Origin of the sequence: Chitinophaga sp. RAB17 (assembly GCF_052114225.1) — a bacterium.
Taxonomy (GTDB): Bacteria; Bacteroidota; Bacteroidia; order Chitinophagales; family Chitinophagaceae; genus Chitinophaga.
Genome location: NZ_JBFREI010000005.1, coordinates 309,246 through 328,864 on the forward strand (window position 1 = coordinate 309,246; position 19,619 = coordinate 328,864).

The 19,619-nt window shown below is 42.8% G+C and carries 16 protein-coding genes; 10 read left to right on the plus strand and 6 right to left on the minus strand.

Annotation, left to right across the window (positions count from 1 at the left end; genetic code table 11):
* Window positions 1–36: 36 nt before the first annotated feature.
* The 4 genes from AB4Z08_RS19085 to AB4Z08_RS19100 form a co-directional block, all read right to left on the minus strand.
* A complete protein-coding gene (locus tag AB4Z08_RS19085; RefSeq protein WP_441575363.1) occupies window positions 37–804 on the minus strand; it encodes an ABC transporter permease in 768 nt (255 codons plus the stop codon).
* On the minus strand, window positions 805–1,590 hold the full coding sequence (locus AB4Z08_RS19090) for an ABC transporter ATP-binding protein (RefSeq protein ID WP_441575364.1): 786 nt from the start codon (window positions 1,588–1,590) through the stop codon (window positions 805–807).
* Window positions 1,587–2,492: a pentapeptide repeat-containing protein gene (locus tag AB4Z08_RS19095; RefSeq protein WP_441575365.1), complete on the minus strand. Its 906-nt coding sequence runs from the start codon at window positions 2,490–2,492 to the stop codon at window positions 1,587–1,589. Before AB4Z08_RS19095 ends, AB4Z08_RS19090 begins: the two co-directional genes overlap by 4 nt.
* Window positions 2,493–2,797: 305 nt before the next feature.
* Window positions 2,798–4,102: a DUF3108 domain-containing protein gene (locus AB4Z08_RS19100; RefSeq protein ID WP_441575366.1), complete on the minus strand. Its 1,305-nt coding sequence runs from the start codon at window positions 4,100–4,102 to the stop codon at window positions 2,798–2,800.
* A 230-nt stretch (window positions 4,103–4,332) separates the two neighbouring features.
* Between AB4Z08_RS19100 and AB4Z08_RS19105 the strand changes: the two genes are divergently transcribed.
* From AB4Z08_RS19105 to AB4Z08_RS19135, 7 genes are all read left to right on the plus strand, one after another.
* The gene (locus tag AB4Z08_RS19105) at window positions 4,333–4,905 is read left to right on the plus strand and encodes a DUF6273 domain-containing protein (protein ID WP_441575367.1); all 573 of its coding nucleotides are present in this window, start codon (window positions 4,333–4,335) and stop codon (window positions 4,903–4,905) included.
* A gap of 78 nt (window positions 4,906–4,983) precedes the next feature.
* On the plus strand, window positions 4,984–5,487 hold the full coding sequence (locus tag AB4Z08_RS19110) for a DinB family protein (protein WP_441575368.1): 504 nt from the start codon (window positions 4,984–4,986) through the stop codon (window positions 5,485–5,487).
* A gap of 362 nt (window positions 5,488–5,849) precedes the next feature.
* The gene (locus tag AB4Z08_RS19115; RefSeq protein ID WP_441575369.1) at window positions 5,850–6,749 is read left to right on the plus strand and encodes an AraC family transcriptional regulator; all 900 of its coding nucleotides are present in this window, start codon (window positions 5,850–5,852) and stop codon (window positions 6,747–6,749) included.
* 551 nt (window positions 6,750–7,300) lie between these two features.
* Window positions 7,301–8,170, plus strand: a complete 870-nt coding sequence (locus AB4Z08_RS19120) for an isocitrate lyase/PEP mutase family protein (RefSeq protein WP_441575370.1) — start codon at window positions 7,301–7,303, stop codon at window positions 8,168–8,170.
* Between the two features lie 208 nt (window positions 8,171–8,378).
* Window positions 8,379–8,711 carry a PadR family transcriptional regulator gene (locus tag AB4Z08_RS19125; protein ID WP_441575371.1) on the plus strand — a complete coding sequence of 111 codons (333 nt, stop codon included), beginning with the start codon at window positions 8,379–8,381 and terminating at the stop codon, window positions 8,709–8,711.
* A gap of 1 nt (window position 8,712) precedes the next feature.
* A complete protein-coding gene (locus tag AB4Z08_RS19130; protein WP_441575372.1) occupies window positions 8,713–11,361 on the plus strand; it encodes an ABC transporter permease in 2,649 nt (882 codons plus the stop codon).
* A gap of 64 nt (window positions 11,362–11,425) precedes the next feature.
* Window positions 11,426–12,328 carry an aminoglycoside 6-adenylyltransferase gene (locus tag AB4Z08_RS19135; protein WP_441575373.1) on the plus strand — a complete coding sequence of 301 codons (903 nt, stop codon included), beginning with the start codon at window positions 11,426–11,428 and terminating at the stop codon, window positions 12,326–12,328.
* A gap of 118 nt (window positions 12,329–12,446) precedes the next feature.
* Here AB4Z08_RS19135 and AB4Z08_RS19140 read toward each other — a convergent pair whose 3' ends face one another.
* Window positions 12,447–15,557, minus strand: coding sequence for a carboxypeptidase regulatory-like domain-containing protein (locus tag AB4Z08_RS19140; protein WP_441575374.1), 3,111 nt, complete (start codon window positions 15,555–15,557; stop codon window positions 12,447–12,449).
* A gap of 397 nt (window positions 15,558–15,954) precedes the next feature.
* On the opposite strand from AB4Z08_RS19140, the gene AB4Z08_RS19145 reads away from it, so the two are divergent.
* Window positions 15,955–16,860: a hypothetical protein gene (locus AB4Z08_RS19145; protein ID WP_441575375.1), complete on the plus strand. Its 906-nt coding sequence runs from the start codon at window positions 15,955–15,957 to the stop codon at window positions 16,858–16,860.
* 51 nt (window positions 16,861–16,911) lie between these two features.
* On the opposite strand, the gene AB4Z08_RS19150 is transcribed toward AB4Z08_RS19145, so the two are convergent.
* Entirely contained in the window at window positions 16,912–17,481 is a 570-nt protein-coding gene (locus tag AB4Z08_RS19150) for a Crp/Fnr family transcriptional regulator (protein WP_441575376.1), read from the minus strand.
* A 135-nt stretch (window positions 17,482–17,616) separates the two neighbouring features.
* Between AB4Z08_RS19150 and AB4Z08_RS19155 the strand changes: the two genes are divergently transcribed.
* Complete coding sequence (locus AB4Z08_RS19155; RefSeq protein WP_441575377.1) at window positions 17,617–18,969, plus strand: hypothetical protein; 1,353 nt, start codon at window positions 17,617–17,619, stop codon at window positions 18,967–18,969.
* Between the two features lie 15 nt (window positions 18,970–18,984).
* Entirely contained in the window at window positions 18,985–19,401 is a 417-nt protein-coding gene (locus AB4Z08_RS19160; protein ID WP_441575378.1) for a hypothetical protein, read from the plus strand.
* The last annotated feature ends 218 nt before the right edge of the window (window positions 19,402–19,619 follow it).

Here is a 19,619-nt window from a genome sequence, read left to right on the forward strand (position 1 = left end):
GCTGACATTTTATACCAATGCAGCAAAGACAATTGCTTACACCCGTTTTTTATACACGCTCATCGCAAGCATATAAGCCACGAGCATAATTCCAATGCACCAGGCAAGCGCAACCCATATTTCATTGCCTACGGGCTGATTGGAAAGTAGCGCGCGGAGGGTTTCCACGATAGAGGTTACGGGTTGATTCTCTGCAAAGGCGCGAACGGGCCCCGGCATGGACTTCGTAGGCACAAACGCCGAACTGATAAATGGCAGGAAGATGATGGGATAGGAAAAGGCGCTTACACCGTCCACTGATTTGGCGGATAGTCCGGCAATCACCGCAATCCAGGTTAAAGCCAGCGTAAACAATGCCAGTACACCGGCAACGGCAAGCCATGACAGCACTCCCGCCGATGAACGAAAGCCCATGAGCAGCGCTACGAGAATAATTACCACAACAGAAATGGCGTTGGATACCAGTGAAGTCAGCACATGCCCCCACAGCACAGTTGAACGTGCAATCGGCATAGAGTGGAATCGCTCTAATATCCCCCGTTGCAGATCAAGAAACAGGCGGTAAGCCGTATAGGATATACCACTTCCAATGGTAATCAGCAGAATGCCCGGTAGCAGGTAATTCACGTATTTATCTGTGCCGGTTTGAATGGCGCCGCCAAACACATATACGAACAACAACAGCATTGCTATTGGCATAATTGTTACCGTAATGATGGTATCCATGCTGCGAAGAATATGGCGCATGGAACGTCCAAGCATAACACCCATATCCCTGAAAAAATAGTGTTTTATCGTTTCCATTTATTTTTCCATTTTTTCGCCGATGATGGCAAGAAATATCTCTTCCAACGTCGGCTGTTTTTCAATATATTCCACTTTCGCGGGCGGGAACAGTTCTTTCAGCTCTGCCAGCGTGCCACTTACTATAATTCTACCCTTATGAAGAATAGCTATTCTGTCGGCCAGCTGTTCCGCCTCATCCAGATACTGCGTAGTCAGAAAAACCGTTGTGCCGTTATCAGCAAGTTCCCTGACAATATTCCACACCTCGATCCGTGCCTCCGGGTCAAGCCCGGTGGTCGGTTCGTCCAGGAAAATGAGCTGTGGGTTTCCAACAAGACTCATGGCGATGTCGAGCCTGCGGCGCATACCTCCCGAGTAAGTAGATGCCCTGCGATCGGCGGCATCGGTTAAACCGAAGCGTTTCAGTAAATCGTCCGCAACTGTGTGCGAATCTTTCAGGTGTCGCAGCTTAGCAATCATGATAAGATTTTCACGCCCGGTTAAAATCTCGTCCACCGCGGCAAACTGCCCGGTCAGACTGATCGATGCCCGCACATTGCCTGGCTTTGATGCCACATCGAATCCGTTTACGGAAACCGTTCCGCTGTCTTGTTTCAGCAGCGTACTGAGGATTTTAACAATCGTTGTCTTACCTGCACCATTGGAGCCGAGCAGGGCGAAAATGCTACCTGCCTCTACCTGAAAATCTACTCCTGTCAGCACCGGTATGTTTTTATAGGATTTTTCGAGTCCCTGCACCGAGATGGCGATATCATGATGTGTCATTTCTATTTCCTCCTTCATGATGTTAATAATGTGATACCAGTTAAATCCGCTTTTCCGTTTTTCAAAAAAGCATAGGTCAGATTATCTGCCTTGCAGTCAATAAACCGAAGTCCCTTCAGACTTTTACTCCTACCCTTGAAGAATGTATTCGTAAGTGTTACATGCTGAAATGTTACCCTGGTAAATGCACAATTTTCAAATGAGCAGTCCTCCAATGTGCCATCGAAAACCATATCATCAATCGACGTGTCATTAAAAGAAGTGCGACTCAACACGGCATTTACCATGCTGCCTTTCATGAGCGCACAGGTTTTAAACACCGCGCCGGAAAAATCTGCCCCGGAGAAATCACAACCTTTAAAGTAGCTCCCTGAAAATTCGGTTTCCTGCAGGGAACAGTCCTTGTACATATTATTAATTAAGTGGGAATTCTGCATGTGGCTGCCGCTGATGTCAGAACCGGAGAAGTCACAGTTTTCTACATTATTACCTTTTAGAAGAAGCCCTGACATATCTGAACCAACAAACAGGCAACGCTGCATATTGGCGCCGCTGAACTTTTCATGGAGATTTTTCAAACCTGAAAAGTCTGCGTCTACCCAGCTTCCGCCTGACATATTCCAGTTAAGCTTTTTCTCCGGCTTTCCGGATGGCAATTCCACGGATTGTTTAACCAAAGGCTCAACAGATGCCACTTCAGTGGTCTCTGATGGGAAGCTTTCTGAAAAATAATTAAGATCAACACCCAGAATTTCCGCGAGACGGTTAAAAGTAGTGATGTCTGGCATTGATTCTCCCCGCTCCCACTTTCCGACTGCCTGGGAACTAATAAATAAACGCTGGGCGAGCTGGGCCTGGGAAATATCTATTTTCTTTCGTGCTTCGGCTATTTTGTTACCGATCGTCTTCGTATTTAACATAAGTCACTGTTTTTTTTTGACACTACAAAGATATTCACATTCATTCCTGGAATCAGCAAAGAAGCCAGCACTCTTAGTTGTAATTCCACAACTTGTAGTTGTATTCAACAACTACAGGTAGCATACGGCTGGTAAATATTATATATTTAACTAACATAACATCCATCTTACAATAGACTCCAATAAAAAACCTGCGCAGTGCGCAGGTTTTTTATGCTCATAGCATATAGTAGTTATGTATGGAGAAGAATCTATAAAAAAAGCCGCATACATTCCTGTATGCGGCCTCATTTAATTATTTATACTCAGGCGCGGGTTTTCTTGAGTTTTACTTCCACTTTTTCACCGGGTTTGCTTACCCTTACCACCTTTTTCACTACAGCACCAGCGCCGGTACTGTAGTCCCTGTTAACCGTATTTGTGCTGGTACTCTGGAACATGCCATTGATATAGTGGTCGGTATAACCTACCACTTCTGCCACACTGTAAGAATGGTCGTATCCGAACTCCGTATATAACAGATACTCTCCGGGCATGAGGTTTACAAATTCGAAATGCCCTTGATCATCATACACCTGGGTAGTTTTGATACACTGGGCTGCTTCGTCCAGCAGTGCAATACCTTCCCGGCCTTTTTTACGCTGGGATTCGTTTGTTTTGATCCATTCTTTGAAATAATCGTTGTAAGGGATGAGGACCACCTTTGTACCACGGGGCGCCACCTGCTTGGCCTGGATATTCATCACCTGCATTTTGGCGAAGATAGTACCGTTGTCATTGAAATCGCGGGCAAACACCTGTCCGCTTATAATGGAGTTGCCGCCTTTCACCATTTTCATAGTTTCATCTTTATCGAAAGGGGCCTTCACAGAGTTGAAATCTGTTTCTATATCCACCATCCTGATCTGTTGGCCATTGGCCCAGCTGTCTATCTGCCACAGCCGACGGGTCTTCTTATCGATGTAAGAAATAGATTTTTCATCAGTAGATGGTTCCACCACCGTTACTTCCCATACATCGTGTTTACCGGTGTATTTACTAACCCAGGTGCTGTTCTTCACTTCTTCCACAACGGCTTTTTTCAGGTTATCACCATTTGCGGGTTTGTATTCATATACGGGTAAATCAGTGCTGTAGCCGGAAGTCAATGGCAGCAGCGACAGGATAAACGGATAGGTATAACTGTCTATGAAATACTTATCGCCTGCTTCCTTGATCAGGGTCTTTTTACCTGTTTTCTTATCAATATGATACCCTGTAACATTATTCCCGAAGTGCAGCACCATATCTTTCAGGGTGCTGTGCGATGCGCGGTAAATAGGCTTGAAGTTGCTCAGGTTAGATATGGAAGTATCTTTCCACTCTTCCAGTCCGGCAAGAGCAGTGATAGTAGTTAATGCCAGTTTATCATTGGAGGCATTAATACCAATGGTAAAGGTGCCGATCGCCGATTCGTCACTGCCATTCACGGCATAACAGGCAAGGGTATATTTACCGTTCTTCAGCAGTTTGCTGTCGAATTTTTCCTGGGCCTGGCTCTCGCCTCCAATGGCGGCCAGGAGAACTGAAGCGGAAGAGATCAGGATCGATTTACGAAATTGAGAAAACATGGTTCTGATAGTTTATCTGACAATACAAAAATAGGTAATTCAACAGGCTCAGTATATACCCGAATAAAGGGAAGCAAATATACCTGTTTTCAGGTATATACAATTGGCGTAAGGCAGATGACTAAATAGCCTATATTTATTCAGATACTGGATTTAACTGCTGCTGACAAAACCTCAAAGCGGATAAATTGGAAGCCAGCATCTTTAAATCGTAGAAAGATTATATAAAAATGATCAAAGACGACATAATAGCTTTCGGCAAATATAACTGGCAGGTGCTTAGTGTTAAAGACAACAGGGCGCTGATTATTACAGAACATATCATAGCGCTGCGTTGGTATCACACAAAGTTTACAGACATCACCTGGGCGGATTGTGATTTAAGAAAATATCTTAACAATGAATTTTATAATGAATTCAGCCAGGATGAAAAGGAAAAAATCAGTACCGTTACAAACAAAAATACCGACAACCAATGGTTTAAAACAAAAGGCGGTAAAGATACTGTTGACAGCATATTTTTGCTAAGTCTTGAGGAGGTTTGCGAGTACTTCGGCGACAGCAAAGAAAAATTGCAGCATAAAGGCAGTCAGACATGGTTTACAGATGACGAAAACAATGCAAAAAGACAAGCAAAATATGGCAATGATTATCACTGGTGGCGGCTTCGTTCGCCCGGCTATTATGGCCGCACAGGCGCAAGCGTGAGCTACAACGGCTATGTTTACGTCCGTGGCAACGGCGTCTATGGCAGACCCAAAGACGGCGGCGGTATTCGACCCGCTTTATGGCTTAAACTGTAAGATCAAACCTTAACAATAATCAATCTGACGTAGCCAATTTTTGTTATTAAATTATTTAACTTCATTCAAAACTATTCTATGATACTTCAATACCTGACAGGAGAATTCGAACATGAAGTAGAGAACACGCGTAAATTATTACAGGCGATACCTGAAAAAGATCTCCGTTATAAACCTTCAGAGATTTCGTGGACAATGGGGGAACTTGCACAGCATATTGCTACCATTTACTATTGGTATGTGGGTGCGCTTACCAAAGATGTGTACGACCTTGCCGCTGATCATCTTGAAAGGGGAGATACCAATGATATCAAGGCTACCCTGGCCCTTTTTGAAAACAATGTCGAAAAAGCCAGAGCTGCATTAAAATCGCTCACAGAGGAAAAACTGAAAGACAACTGGACAATGAAAGTGGGTGAAAAAGTTATCCTTGGGCCCATGCCGAGAGGCATTGTATCGCGTGGACTTCTTTTTAATCATATTTATCACCACCGCGGTGAATTGATCGTTTACCTTCGTGCTACAGGAAATAAAGTGCCTGGTTTGTATGGCCCCACCTACGAAGATAAACAGAAAAGCTAACACTATATAGCGCAGAAATAGCTATAATAGTTTGGGGGTATTTTGTAAAGCGAGTTGATTTGTGCTTCATCTCCTATCCCCAAACTCACCATACGAATTTACACACCACATCACCCTGTTTGTTTTAATGATAAAGGAGTGGTAATCTGCTGAAAATATTGGTGCGACCTCATCCCCCCATGTATAAACCTATTCTGATCGGCCATTTCCACGCCCAACCTCCTGAAGCCGTTATATCCAGCCACCCATAAATTGTTGTCTGTTTTCATTGTGCCATGACTAGCCATCTCTTTGTTCGGGAATGGTTCAACTATCTTAATAAATTCAATACCTTTGATCAGGAAAATTAGAAAAACACCCGTATGAAGCCACTTATAGAGAAACTAACGCTGGCTGAAAACAACTCTTTTGTAGCCAGAACCTATCGTACACCTTTGTTTGAAGTTCCCTGGCACCAGCATATCGAGTATGAATTAATCCTGTTTACAGAGGGAGAAGGAAAAAGCTTTATTGGTAATTATATCGGTGAATTTCAGACCGATGACGTTTTTCTTCTTGGCAGTAATCTTCCGCACACCTTTCAAAAAGCCCAAAGCAATCTTATTACGAGTGCAGTAGTAGTACAGTTCAAGGAAGACTTCTGGGGACCCGCATTTCTGCTTCTTCCCGAATGCCGGGACATCTATCGACTGCTTCAGCTATCAGCCGGTGGGCTGAAAATCCGGTCCGAATGTCGGGAGCGTCTTGCCCCGCTTATCAGGGAGCTGGAATATCTCACTGGATTTTCCCGTATCATACGCCTCTGTGAATGCCTTGAACTAATCGCACAAAGAGAGGAATATGAAATACTATCCACACAGGAAATAAAAGAACAGGACATTAAAAGTAAAGAACGCCTTGATGCGATCTTTCACTTCACCCATCAAAATTTCCATGCTCCCATCCAGTTAACTGATGTAGCAAAACTGGTCAACATGAGCGTCCCCGCCTTCTGTAGCTATTTCCGGCGGAGTACAAAAAAGACCTATGTTGGTTATCTGAATGAAATACGGATCGGGCATGCCTGCAAACTGCTTAAAGACACACATCAACATGTGGCGGCTATTTGTTACGAAAGTGGTTTCAGTACCTTGGCTAATTTCAACAACCGGTTTTTAATCGTTACCGGAACAACACCCTCTCAATACAGGAAAAAGTTCTCCATGGCTGCTGACAGTAACAGTGCAGTCCAGCAAATTAACCGCACCACCAGTATTGCCTGAAGTAAGACGCAAACGGGGATTAACGGGGTATTGGTATAACCAAGCCGGCAACTGCAATTCAGGAGATGTAAATATTATCATTCCGGGCACAGACCTGTGCAGGTAAAAAAATCATCTTTCGCCGCATAGTAGCACCTGATTGCCCCTAATTAAGCAGGCAGCTACACAGATTACAACGAAAGATGATTCATTATACTGTAATTGATCTTGTGGAATTTTAGCACTAATGCTATTATTTATTGTAAACCGAGGCAAGTTACTACTAACACTACGACTAAGCTTCCACTATATTATTCATTTAGTAAATAATATTAATCAACCAATAGCCGTGCTGCTCCCCGCATTTGTGTGCCAAACGATGGCTCTTCCTCAAAAGTTAATTTCAATCGTTCAAAGCCAAAAGGACAACCTCATCAAAAAAACATCCCACGGGTAAGTACATCTGTACCGGTAATAGTTTTTAAATACCAGTAAAATATATTTAACTTACTATACCCACACATTAATAGCAATTCAATAAGAGACTACATTTCTTATAAAACGCTCCCATTATGGTTTCAAATACTCAAAAAGAAAAAGCCGAAATGTTTCTAAAATATCACCATGACGAAGAAATTTTGGTGCTGTTAAATTCGTGGGATAGCGGAAGCTCCAAATTAATAGAAGCATGTGGCTATAAAGCGATCGCCACAACAAGTATGGGAATAGCCGCCTCTTTAGGTTATCCTGACTGCCAGGTAATACAATTGCCGGAGATGATTGAAGTTATTACGAGGATTGTAAAGAGCGTTCAAGTTCCCGTAACGGTGGACATAGAAGCCGGCTATGGAAACAATCTAAATGAAATAATCGATTCGGTTAAAAAGATAATTGCTACAGGAATTGCAGGAATAAATATTGAAGACAGCATTGATTTAAATCCGGTATTAATTGACGAGATGGAATTTTGTGAAAGAATATCAGCTATTCGCGCTTTGTCAGATTCACTGGGTTTTCATTTAGTAATTAATGCAAGAACCGATTCATTTTATACTTCATCAGGCTCATCACAGGAGAAATTATCGGAATCAATAAAGCGAGGGAATAAATACCGTGAAGCCGGTGCAGACTGCATATTTATTCAGCCCGTATGGGAAAAAGAAACTATTGCGACATTAGTTAAAGAAATTAATGCTCCGATTAATATCCTTTCCAATCCTACAATTGCGGCGGGACTATCGCCCTCTGTCCGTGAATTACAGGATTTAGGCGTTGCCCGTTTAAGCCTGGGTTCCAGTTTGATGAAAGCTACTTTAGCCTTAATTAAAAAAGTGGCCGACGAATTATCTGAACAGGGAACCTCCAATATTTTATTAGATGCAATGACACCGCTTCCCGAAGCTGCGTCCGCCTACAAAATGGCTATAGGATTAAATAAATAGCGCGAAGCCGGTTACCAATAAAGCAATTACTCAGCAAAAAAGTTCGGGTGTTTTAACAAGCTATACAATAAAAGCCGCTATAATAGCGGCTTTTTTAATGCGCAAATGACGCACCTGCCCGAACCCGAATAATTGAACAAATTAATTATTCACCTTTTGTATGTATAATAAAGTCTTTTTACATACATTTACGTAATTAATAGCAGAAATGAAAGGTACAAACCTCGGAGAATTCGAAGAACTGGTGCTACTCACCGTTGCAGCGTTGATGAACGAAGCATATAGCGTAGCGATATGCGACGAACTCTCGAACCATACCGGCCGTTCGGCGAAACTCGGCGTGGTGCATGCAGTGCTCAACCGTCTCGAAGAAAAGGGACTTGTGAAAAGTGAGCTGGGTGAAGCAACGAAGGCTCGTGGCGGTAAACGCAAAAGGTTCTATCAACTCACTATGCAGGGAAAGTCGGCATTGGTCAACGCCAAGTCAATGCGTGATGAACTGTGGGCCAGGATACCGTCGCTTGTCTGGCAAAAAATGTAGCATGAAAGAACAACGCCAACACCATCCGCCCGCCTGGGCGCAGCGATTTGTAGAATGGTATTGTAAACCCGGACTCGTAGAGGACCTTACAGGGGATCTTAACGAATGCTTCGAGCGGAATGTACAATCCCTCGGGCCCCGCCGTGCAAAGCTGGTCTACATAATTGATGCCTTCAAATTCTTCAGAAGTTATACGGTACGAAGTTCAATATTTGTCAACCTTTTTATGAACCGGATCATGATTGGAAGCTACGTCAAAACATCGGGGCGCAACATCATGCGCAACAAGCTGTTCTCATTCATCAATATTCTTGGCCTTGCCATCAGTATGTCCGTTGGGTTACTGTTGATCGCGTTTGTACTCGATCTCCGTTCTTACGACAGGTTCAACAAAAATGGCGAGCGGATATATCGCATCACCAACATAATGGCCTCCAACAGCGAAGAAAGTGGCAAGTTTGCGTCTACATCTGTAAAGACGGGAAAGCTTATCCGCGAGAAGGTAAGCGGCATTGAAGAAGTGACTACTATGCGCAACAACTTTTCGGGCGACGCGAAGGTGGGCGACAATACTCTCCCTATTAAAGGCTTCTGGGCAGAGCCATCGCTGTTCAGGGTCTTTACATTTCCAATGGTGGAAGGCAATCCCGAAACAGCGCTGAAAGATCCTTATTCGGTTGTTCTCACGGAAACGGCAGCAAAGAAACTGTTCGGTAACCAGGCGGCACTCGGCAAGGCAATCAAGATCGATACACTCGTTTACCAGGTGACCGGTATCATGAAGGACGTTCCCTTCTTTTCACACATCAGCTTTGAAGCGCTGGTATCATTGTCTACCGCTGAACAAATCAATAAAGGCGATAAAAATTATGCGGCATGGACAAACATGTGGTCCAACGCCGTATATCTCCTGCCCTCGAAAAATGCGGACATGGCGGCAATCCGGTCGCAGCTCAATGCGCTTGCAAGGGAAGAAAACCTCGCGGACGAAAATACTAAGATCCAACTCGAACTGCTTCCTTTATACAACATCGTGGTTGGAGAAAGCCTCCGTCAATCCGAAGGCGGCCCCGGCTTCGTTGGCCCTCACATCCCCCCTATTGTGCTTTGGATACTCTGCGGGCTGGCATTAGTTGTGATATTGTCTGCGTGTTTCAATTATACCAATCTCTCGATAGCACGCGCTATGCGCCGCATTAAGGAAATAGGTCTTCGCAAAGCTATCGGCGCTGAAAAGAGCCAGGTACGGTTACAGTTCCTGGCCGAGGCGGTCATGATCTCCCTGGCAGCGCTTCTTCTTTCATTCCTCCTGTTTCTCGTATTGCGGCCAATGCTGATCAACATGGCTCCGGAGATGCAGCGCACGGTGAAGCTCGATCTTACGCCATCCACGGTGGCAGCCTTCATCATCTTTTCAGTCACCGTAGGTGTTATTGCCGGCTTCATACCCGCTATATACTTTTCAAAAATCAGCCCCATCAATGCGTTCGGAAATGTTCCATCGGTGAAAATGTTCAAACACCTGACACTCAGGCGTACGCTGGTGGTGATTCAATACACGGTTACACTGATTTTTATTACAACAACCGCCGTTGGTTATGTGCAGTATAAAAACATACTTGCATTCGACCTGGGGTTCAGCACAACAAACATCCTGAACATTAATATGCAGGATAATAAACCCGATGTACTGCTCAAGGAACTCAGTGAGATGCCGGAAGTAACTGCACTTTCCCGGTCGCTGATTACCACCGGTGTAGGAAACGCCTGGGGCGGCAATATGAAATACAAAGATTCGCGGGATTCTGTGCTGGTCATGACCAATCACATTGACGAAAACTATTTGCCGCTGCATGACTATAAACTTGTTGCCGGCGGAAACTTTATTGCCCGACCTGCCACAGCCCAGGCCGTTGGAGAGGTGATCGTCAACCAGCAGGTTTTAAAACGATTCAACATAGGTGCCAACAACCCCCAGAAAGCAATCGGGGAACAGATCACATTGAATGGACGTAAAATGACCATTGTTGGCGTAATGCAGGACTTTCACTATGGCAAGGTGGAGAACCTCATCGGACCGGTAGCATTCACCTTCTGGACACCCGAAGACAGGGCTATCATCAGTGCCAAAATACAAAGCGCCGACATACCGGCCACAGTAGCCAAAATCGAGTCCATATGGAAAAAGATCGATCGTGTACATCCGTTTATGGCTGAATTCTATGACAAAGCAATAGAAGATGCATACAGCGAATTTTCCACCATGATCAAGATCATCGGCTTCCTTTCCTTTTTGGCCATTTCCATCGCATCCATGGGATTGTTCGGAATGGTGGTATTCACCACCGAAACAAGACTAAAGGAGATCGGCATCCGGAAGGTAATGGGCGCCAGCGCCGGCAACCTTATATACTTACTAAGCCGCGGTTTCCTATTCCTCCTGTCAGTATCAGCGCTCATTGCGCTGCCGGCAACTTACGTCTTCTTCCAAACCGTTGTGCTGCCCAATTTCCCTTATCATGCACCGGTGCAAATCACCGAGCTATTTGCTGGCTTACTGGCGGTATTGCTGATTGCGTTCATTATGATCGGGTCGCAAACGTTAAAGGCAGCGAGGAGCAATCCGGTGGCGGTTCTGAAGAGCGAATAAATTGATTGTAAAAGATCAGGCAAACTCTTATATCATTAAATTACGGTAAACTATAGCATGTAATATGGTTAGCAGGAGTGAAACAGAAATGATGCAGTTAATACTGGAAGTGGCAGAGAGAGAGCCACTGGTACTGGCTGTATTGCAGGATGGATCGCGATCCAATCCTAATGTAACAAAAGATATATTCCAGGATTACGATATCATCTTTGTGGTAGAAAACCTCGATCCGTTCCTGCAGGACCATAGTTGGGTAGACGTTTTTGGCGAAAGAATGATACTGCAGATGCCGGAAGACATGGAACTGTATCCCCCCTCGCCGGAACTGGCAGGAGCATTCTCCTACCTGTTGCAGTTTAAGGATGGAAACCGTATTGATCTGGTGATGGTGCCATTGGAAAAACTGGATCACTTCACCGGTGATAGCCTTTGCAAAATTATATGGGATAAAAGTGGGGTATTAAATGCCAATCCTCTTCCTCCTGCCAGTGACGCAAGTTATATTGTACAAAAGCCATCGCAACGTTCGTTCAATGATTGCTGCAACGAATTCTGGTATACTAATGCCGGCCTGGCAAAAGGATTATGGCGTGAAGAAGTGATACTGGCCAAGGAATTAATAAACCAGGTTATCCGTGGAGCATTGATACAAATGATGGATTGGTACATCGGCTGCCGTCATGGATTTACAGTAAACCCGGGTAAGTTTGGAAAGTTTTACCAACGTTACTTAGAGCCGGAGATGTACGAAAAAATGCTGGCCACTTATTCAGATGCTAACCTGCAACATATATGGCAGGCAGTGTATGTTACGATGGACCTCTTCAGAAATTCAGCCAGGTTTGTTGCAACGCAGTTAGGCTATGAGTATCCGGAAAGTTGGGATAAAAATGTAACCTCCTATATGGTGCATGTACAGCAGTTACCGAAGGATGCGGAAATGATTTATCCGCCGGAAATAAAGTGATGAACGAAGAAAACCTTTAAATGACTGTCGCCAGACCGAAGTTCAACTTCAGCCTGGCGACAGACGATATATATTTCGCGGATGATTTCAATAAACTGTTCATCCTGCTTACCAGATATTAGAAGAAGAATCTTGCTCCTATCTGTACCTGGTACGGATCTCCACCTGGATTAGCAATTCCGCTGGTGTTAACGGAATAGTTATACGTACTGGTTTCTTTACTGAATGCAGAAGCACGGTACAGGGAAGTATTACCAAAGTTATGGCTTGCACCCCATTTCTTATTGAGCATATTCGCGAAGTTGAAAACATCTACAGAAAGCTCAAAACCGCTCTTTTTGGAAACCTTGAATGATTTAGCCAGTCTTAAATCTATTGTACCATAAAAACCATTGATGCCTCCATTTCTTTCAGCAATCTTACCTTCTGATTTCTCCACATATTTTTTGAAACTGCTACCTGCTGCTGAATTCAAAAGCTTATTCAAACCGTCTCTAACTGCTGCAGATGTAGCCGGATCACTTGGATTAAATACATAAGCCAGGTCGTTGGTACCGCTTACAAAATCCTGGTTGCTGTTTACACCAGACAACAGGCTGTAACGGGTGCCACCAATACCAGAAAAGCGTACACCGAAGACAAATCCTGCAAAAGAGGGCGATGTACCATAGAATACTACCTTATGACGGAACTGTAAATCAGAGTAAGTCATTTTACTCAAATCACGTGGATCATATGCCACTGGTAAACCTAAAGTAGCACTGTTGGCAACGTTACCATTGTAGGAGGTATTATCTTTGGAATCGTTCCAGGTATAGCTCGCGGTGACGCTACCATCTTTATAATAACGGTAATTGACGTCATATACAAAAGTATAGGTATTGTTTTTACCCTTGCTGGTCAGTTCCAATACCCTGCCGAACGCCTTACTGATTCTACCATCCAGGTAGTTACCACTACCGCCGCTGGTATTCATCTTATCTAAAGGAATGTATACTCCCCTGTTAGCCTCATTAGACAAAGTGAAGTAAGGAGTTTCCACCATGTTTTTGTCTATATAGAAGTAGTTATTACGGCCGTAGGTCAGGTAGGCAGAAACACCCATTCTCAGGCGGCTGGTAATGTATTTGGTATAATTGATATTAGCCTTGTAAACGACAGGTATTTTAGCATCAGGACCTGTGTAATTGATGAGCGGCAGCTGGTACTGTGCAAAAGCAGGCACTGTAGAAAGGTCTTTCCTGTATGCGGCGAAATCAGGAGAAGGTATACTTACAGAACTGGTGTTCAGGTTAGCGGTTCCGAAATGTTTGCCATCAAATGTAAGGTTGTTGATGAGCATATAGTTATTAATATCGGAGCTAAACACACCTGCACCCACTTTGATATAATCTGTATGTTTTTGGTTCACATCCCATGTCAGTTGAACTCTTGGTTGTGGTACAAAAGACTTAATGCTGTTGTTGGTGTTTAAGCCCAGTGCATTATGCAGATCCTGGTTAAATGGCGCTTTAGGATAAGTAGCCATATCGAAACGTATACCGGCAGTAAGACTTACTCCGCTACCCAGGTCTGTTTGCAACTGGCCATAGATACCACCATTGAAAATACTGGAGGTTACGCTTGGATCAGCCACCAATGGCACTTCACGATAGAATGCATAGGGCGTATTATTACGGAAAGCATCGAGACCTCTGTACACATATCTACCGTTTACCTCACTACCATACAGTGATTTAGCATGTGTGTACATCAGGTCAATACCAAAGGTATAGTTAACTTTTTCAGTGTTGTAATACAGGTTATCTGTCAACTGAATTACATTGTTGGTAAATCCTTCCTGACCAAAACGGTGACCACCGATCTGAACATTGGTAGACTTCGTAGATCCGTCGGACACTACAGATGTTACGTTTTCAACAATCGCTCTGGGCAGCGCACCGGGTAACTCATCATTTTGTCTGCTGGCCTGCCAGGTATACAAATGCTGCACCTTCAATTCGTTGGTAACTTTAGTACTGATGGTAGATCTCAGTGTCACCAACAGGCTGTTATCCTTGTTGAAGTCATTACCGGTTGATTCATACAGGTCAATGGCCGTATTATCAATCAAACCCAGTTTGTTAACATCATTGGTATAGTTATCTCTGATGGTCAACAGGTTCTTATCGTTAATCTGCCAATCTAAGCGCAGGAAGCCGGCATCCGACTGACGGGTTTTCCCAAAAGAGCCATATTGCGCATGGTTGGAAACACCGTACTTTGATCTGGCAACATCTACAAATGTATCCAGTACTTTCCTGGTGATGTTATATACCAGCTCATCGGAAGGAGATTGTATGTCTGCAATTACCAGGGAGCGGTTATCTGTCTGGTGATCCCATGCAAAGAAGTAGTGAAGCTTATCTTTGATGATGGGGCCGCCGATAGACCCGCCAAACTGATAGGTGGAATAGTCGTTATTTCTTTTGTTACCACGGATATCATAAGGGCTGGATAACCAGTTAGCACGACCAAAGCCGAATACAGAACCGGAAACCGTATTGGTACCTGATTTGGTAACAGCGCTCACGGTACCACCGCCTGATCTGCCGAGTGTAACGTCGTACTGGTTTGTAACAACTTTAAACTCACGAACAGCTTCAATAGAGATAGAATAAGGAGCACCGCTTCTGGAGGTGGTAGGACCGGCAGAAGTAGGGTTCTTTGCAGTCATACCATCGATGGTATAGTTGGTACCAGATCCCAGCTGCCCACTGATACTGTTACCATTACCGGTAAGCGGCGACAGCGCTGCCAGGTTAGAGAAGTTTCTTCCATTGACAGGCAACCTGTTCATGTCAGTGGGGGTAATGGTGGTAGCAGCACCTGCATTCACAATCGCTTTCTTGTTGGAAGTAGATACGATGGTAACGGCATCAAGATTTGAAACAGATTGTTCCAGATCAAAGTTTACCTGGAGAGCATCCCCCTGGTTAAGATTATAGTCCTGCTTTTTCTGAGAACCAAAACCTATTGCCGATACAGTAATAGTGTAAGGGCCGCCGAGTGGCAATTGTTTAAAGGTGTATAAACCTTTGGTATTTGACTGGGTCCTGTTGGTAAAACCAGTCGATTCATTTCTCACTGTAATGGATGCACCGGGAATCATTGTGCCATCCTTCCCTTTGATCTGACCCTTCAGATCAGCCAGGGTGGATTGTGCAAATACCTCGGAACACATTAGCATACCTAACGTAATAAAAAGGAGACAGATGGAGCGCTTCATCGATTTAGATGGTTTAAATTCAGGCAGCGAAGTTATCTAAGCAGTATTTACCAAATATTAACGCGGCGTTAACAAAATATTATATTTGATTTTCACACCGCATTAAAAATGAGTCGTATCTGATATTTATATGCTCATTGGTCGGATTATTAGGATATCTCAAGCAAACAGGTCTCATATATTTGTCGTATCCGAACTAACAGTAGAGCAGAAAAGAATTCAAGATGAATTTTATCGGATACTTAAATATAAACAACATATTATAAATTGCCTAAAAATGAACAATATTTATATTATTATGTTGTGAGAAAGAACCGGTAATATTAAAACGAGTACCTACTAATTCATACCAGTCCTGATGAAACGAATAAGGAAACTATTAAGTGTTTTATACCATTCTTTATACGCTACCCGGAAAACTCAACAAACGGACATCCTGCTCCTGGGAAAACTGCTTGCCAGGCAGAACAAACAACTACCTGTCCTGGATAATCTTGCGGACGCAGAGTTTAAGGTATTTTCCCAATCAGGAGATGATGGTATTATTCAGTACCTGATTCATAAAGTAGAGATCCCCAATAAAACATTTATAGAATTTGGCGTAGAAAATTATGTGGAATCGAATACCAGGTTCCTGCTCAAAAATGACAACTGGAGCGGTCTGCTGATTGATGGGGGCCAGAAAAGTATTGACTACATCAAAGCCGATGACATCTACTATCAGCAAAAACTGGAAGTGGTACACTCGTTTATTACAGCGGAAAATATCAACGAGCTGATCACCAGGGGTGGATTGTCGGGAGAGATTGGTTTGTTATCAATTGATATAGATGGCAATGACTACTGGATCTGGAAAGCCATCCAGGTAGTACAACCCGTTATTGTGATTGTTGAATACAACAGCGTTATGGGAAAAGAGCGGGCATTAACGGTGCCTTATAAGGCCGATTTTGTAAGAGAAAGAGAGCACTACAGTCATCTTTATTTTGGCGCTTCACTAAAGGCACTATGCATGCTGGCAAAAGAAAAAGGTTATTATTTTGTAGGTTCAAATTCCTATGGCAACAATGCTTACTTCGTTAAAAAAGAAAGCCTGGGAGCCCTGAAAGCCGTCAGTGCTGAAGAGGGCTATGTAATGTCGCATTTCAGGGAAAGCAGGGACAAACAGGGGAATATGAACTATCTGTCGGGCGCTGACAGGTACTCATGTATAAAAGGGCTGCAGGTATACAATGTCGTAAACAATGCCATAGAAGCCCTGTAGCAGACCTTATTGCGACAGAAACGGAGTACCTGTTTTCAAAAAGCTCCTGACCTATCTCATTATTCCTCTAATCCTGGATAGCGTTTGTAATGTTATACCAAGATAGGAAGCAAGATATCCAACGTTGACTCTATGAACAATTTCCGGATAATTCACCAATAGAAACTCATATTTTTCAGCAGCCTGATGCCCTCGAAGTGACTGTATCCGCTCCTCACTTTTACAATAGTAAATCTCCGTTAACTTACGACCAATAATATTAAACTCCTTATGTAGCTCGTAAATTTCCATTAAATCATCATAGTGAATACAAATAAGCTCGCAATCCTCCAACACTTCTATTGACTCAGCACTCGGAGTCCGTTTATAAAAAGAATTCACTGAGATAACGAAATCGTTCTCCATCATAAACCAATTGGAGGTATCCTCACCATTCCTTTCGTAGTAAGCTCTAAGTAATCCTTTTGCCACGAAATAAAGATAGTTACAAACCTGCCCCTGACTGAGTATGATATGCTTTTTAGGAAAACTTTTATACAAAAGCTTTTTATTAAGATGCAATTCCAATTCCGGTGAAATAGGACCAAGCCCGGCTATAATTTGAAACAGTGGATTGGACATTTTGAGGACAGTTTTGTTTCCTTACTAAATTAGGCTCTAAACACATTGATAGTTAAGCGAATATACATATTTAACATATATGAATATTCTTCTCAGGGAAAAAATCTAATTTAATTCCATAAAATCATTTCCCTCATGAAAACTATTACTACATACCTTATTCTGGTCCTCGTCGTTTTTGGATGCAAAAAATTTGGTTCAGATTATGACAACAAAATCTCCCCTTCAGAAGCTAAAAAGTTATACTTAAAAAAGTATAGTGAATTTAAGAACAACAATAGCTATGATTTGGTTGACTCTTTACCAGGGGTCATTGATTGGGGAAAAAGTTATGAAATGACTATAAGTGGTGAATCATGCCTGATAGTAAACCTTGGCATTTGCGAAAGAAAAATGGTTCAGATCTATGACCACAAATACCCTCCTGGAATTGATCAGCATTTAATTTTCAGAAGAGATAAACACGGCTTAATTTACTTTGAGCTGGTAACGATATGGGGAAACGGCAACCCTAACAATGGCCTTTCATTATTTGTTTTTGATGAAAGTGGCCGCCTAAATAACAGTTACCTATCTGATGGAAGAAAAACTTATTTTGCGAAAGTTGACTTTTTTAAAACTATGACCCCTGCCAGTAGAAGATTTGCTGTTAATTGTACTGAAACAGATTGGTATACCTGTGGTCGATATGCGGGAATTGACTTAGGATGCACTTATAACTATACAACAGTGCAATGCCTAATCCTACCAGGTGATGAATCAGGTACGCTTGCTAATTCATCGGGTGATGATCCTGGTGGATCATCTGGATTCAATTATGGTGCTATCAATAAATTGAAGTATGTGCCCTTTGTTTACGCTCCACCTATAGGTAAAACAATCACCGATGTCACTAAATATTTGGGCTGTTTTTCAATCAATACAACTTCAACTTATGAAGTTACTTTATATGTTAAACAGCCAATTCCGGATACGAGGATACTGGTATCTGATCAATATGGAAATTACATCCCAAATTCTTTAGACCTCAGCACCCGATTAACTGTAGGTCATACTTTTCTCGGCTTTAGTCAATATGGAGGTGGTGTTAATCCTGTTAGCAGGACGATTGGGTTTTATCCTTCCACGAATGTTACTCCGATTAATCCCGATACAAAAGGTGTTGTAGTTGATAACTCAAATAATGATTATGATGTTTCAGTAACATTGAAGGTTACTGCTGCTCAGTTCAAAACCATTATGGATAGTTTTGTCGGCCAGGCAAAGTCTAACTATAACCTCAATTGGAATAATTGTTCGTCCATTGCCATTAATGCGCTAAATGCCGCCGGAAAAAATATTCCAAAAACAATTGGGGAGTGGCCCTTAGGGAAAGGAGCTGACCCCGCCGACTTAGGCCAGGACTTAAGGCTTTTTAAGTCAAACGATATAAAGAATAAAAACGTAACCGGTGGCAAATCATCGCCCAATACTGCCCCTTGTAAATAAGCAAAAACAAATCTTATGAATATTATTGTTGCACTACTATTTGCGCTCTCTAGTACCCTTCAAAGTAAACCATGTGTCAACTGGACGACTGCGAAAAACTTTGATTTCTATGAAATACCAAGAGGCAAAGTTCCAGAAAGAATGCAGTGGACTGAGATTGAACATCTTAAGCATGTCAGACTAAATAATGCCGCTTCTATTTTGCAAAGATCAACTTGTAAGAATAGAACACTTACTACATGGATGGACCAATATCTACTGGTAGTAGAGTTTAAAAGTGGCAAAAAAGAAAAATTTATAGTAAGTGGATATGGCTATTTCCTATGCGCACTAGATGGTATGTTTTATTACGTAAACGAGAGTGATCAAGAGCAATGGCAATCTATCTTAGATGATTTTAAAGAAAAAATCAATACTAATCATCTCAAATAGTTCGCCGATTTATACCCGTAGTTGCCTTTTGTATTTGATATAAAGAGGTACTCACAGTTTACAAGTGCCTCGACAAAGGGTTTTAATTTTCTTTTTGTTAACCCACAGAACCTTATGCCTGCGGGCGGACCGCATCAATGATCTTTCCGCCCGCGGGGATCGGGATTATTACCCAAATCCCGTTTAAATGAAAAAACTCCGCACCAGTGAACAAAAGT

Excerpts from the sequence above, each read along its gene's own strand:
- AB4Z08_RS19160 (WP_441575378.1), top strand. The coding sequence starts at position 18,985 with ATGAATATTATTGTTGCACTACTATTTGCGCTCTCTAGTACCCTTCAA.
- AB4Z08_RS19090 (WP_441575364.1), bottom strand. The coding sequence starts at position 1,590 with ATGAAGGAGGAAATAGAAATGACACATCATGATATCGCCATCTCGGTG.
- AB4Z08_RS19125 (WP_441575371.1), top strand. The coding sequence starts at position 8,379 with ATGAAAGGTACAAACCTCGGAGAATTCGAAGAACTGGTGCTACTCACC.
- AB4Z08_RS19155 (WP_441575377.1), top strand. The coding sequence starts at position 17,617 with ATGAAAACTATTACTACATACCTTATTCTGGTCCTCGTCGTTTTTGGA.
- AB4Z08_RS19150 (WP_441575376.1), bottom strand. The coding sequence starts at position 17,481 with ATGTCCAATCCACTGTTTCAAATTATAGCCGGGCTTGGTCCTATTTCA.
- AB4Z08_RS19135 (WP_441575373.1), top strand. The coding sequence starts at position 11,426 with ATGGTTAGCAGGAGTGAAACAGAAATGATGCAGTTAATACTGGAAGTG.
- AB4Z08_RS19145 (WP_441575375.1), top strand. The coding sequence starts at position 15,955 with ATGAAACGAATAAGGAAACTATTAAGTGTTTTATACCATTCTTTATAC.
- AB4Z08_RS19140 (WP_441575374.1), bottom strand. The coding sequence starts at position 15,557 with ATGCTAATGTGTTCCGAGGTATTTGCACAATCCACCCTGGCTGATCTG.
- AB4Z08_RS19095 (WP_441575365.1), bottom strand. The coding sequence starts at position 2,492 with ATGTTAAATACGAAGACGATCGGTAACAAAATAGCCGAAGCACGAAAG.
- AB4Z08_RS19100 (WP_441575366.1), bottom strand. The coding sequence starts at position 4,102 with ATGTTTTCTCAATTTCGTAAATCGATCCTGATCTCTTCCGCTTCAGTT.
- AB4Z08_RS19115 (WP_441575369.1), top strand. The coding sequence starts at position 5,850 with ATGAAGCCACTTATAGAGAAACTAACGCTGGCTGAAAACAACTCTTTT.
- AB4Z08_RS19110 (WP_441575368.1), top strand. The coding sequence starts at position 4,984 with ATGATACTTCAATACCTGACAGGAGAATTCGAACATGAAGTAGAGAAC.
- AB4Z08_RS19120 (WP_441575370.1), top strand. The coding sequence starts at position 7,301 with ATGGTTTCAAATACTCAAAAAGAAAAAGCCGAAATGTTTCTAAAATAT.
- AB4Z08_RS19105 (WP_441575367.1), top strand. The coding sequence starts at position 4,333 with ATGATCAAAGACGACATAATAGCTTTCGGCAAATATAACTGGCAGGTG.
- AB4Z08_RS19130 (WP_441575372.1), top strand. The coding sequence starts at position 8,713 with ATGAAAGAACAACGCCAACACCATCCGCCCGCCTGGGCGCAGCGATTT.
- AB4Z08_RS19085 (WP_441575363.1), bottom strand. The coding sequence starts at position 804 with ATGGAAACGATAAAACACTATTTTTTCAGGGATATGGGTGTTATGCTT.